Here is an 885-nt window from a genome sequence, read left to right on the forward strand (position 1 = left end):
ACAATTCTTCTTCAATCTTTAGTGCCTTCTCTCTGAGCTGGGAGTTGAAATCTGTGGCGTTGACCGAGTAGTGCGCCTTTCGGTGGCAATTAGGGCAGAGAGCAATCACGTTTTCAGGACAATCAGCACCACCATCCGCTAATCGTGTCAGGTGGTGTACTTCTAGGTAGGGACCAGACTTTGCCTCAAAGGGCGATGCTATTTCACAGCCTTCACAAGTTCCACCTGCTCGTTTCTTTGCATAAAGCTTGATAGCGTCACTACGATACTTCACGTGCGTGAGTTGTTCTTTAGGATCTGCTTTAAGTGGCGTTGAAGCTAAAGCGATGTCTCGTAATTGTTTTAATGACTTACTTTTAGTTGGTTTCGTAAGGTATGACACTTTTGGAGTTTGAATAGTATCTCCAATACTCTGCGGGACTATATCTAAATGGAAAATTATTGCGTCGCGAAGTTGGTCGTTTTTGTCGGGACGTTGCTCAATGTGATGACAGATGTAGTTGCAAACACCAACAAACCTTACAAAGCCTTTGGTAGAGGCAGATTCAAATAAGAGAATCTCTTTGAGGTTATTTTGGTGTTCAAAGATGGCCAAGTTTCCTTTAACCATTTTCATATCACCTTCTTGCCCTTCTCCTGTATATCGGAAAGTGCCGTCTGCACTAAAACCATCAGAGTAGCCAAACTCTTCGCCCGCATCGCTAGTGAAGATAAATACATATGGATGGTCTGCAGGCGTGGCTATTCCACCATATTGTTGACCTTTGTAATGACCGTGAATATCCACACGTCGATTGTAAACCTGTCCCACGTTGAACAATGGATCGTCCTCATTTGTCCGTTTTAATTTGATTTGTTATTGATGTTTTTATAAGTAATCTTCAA

The 885-nt window shown here is 42.5% G+C and carries 1 protein-coding gene; it reads right to left on the reverse strand.

Going from position 1 to position 885, the window contains the following annotated elements; translation table 11 throughout:
- Positions 1–820, reverse strand: an 820-nt coding sequence (locus KIV40_RS33600) for an HNH endonuclease signature motif containing protein (RefSeq protein ID WP_285353750.1), incomplete at its 3' end; no start/stop codon positions are given.
- Between the last annotated feature and the right edge of the window lie 65 nt (positions 821–885).

The organism is Vibrio sp. D173a (assembly GCF_030248475.1).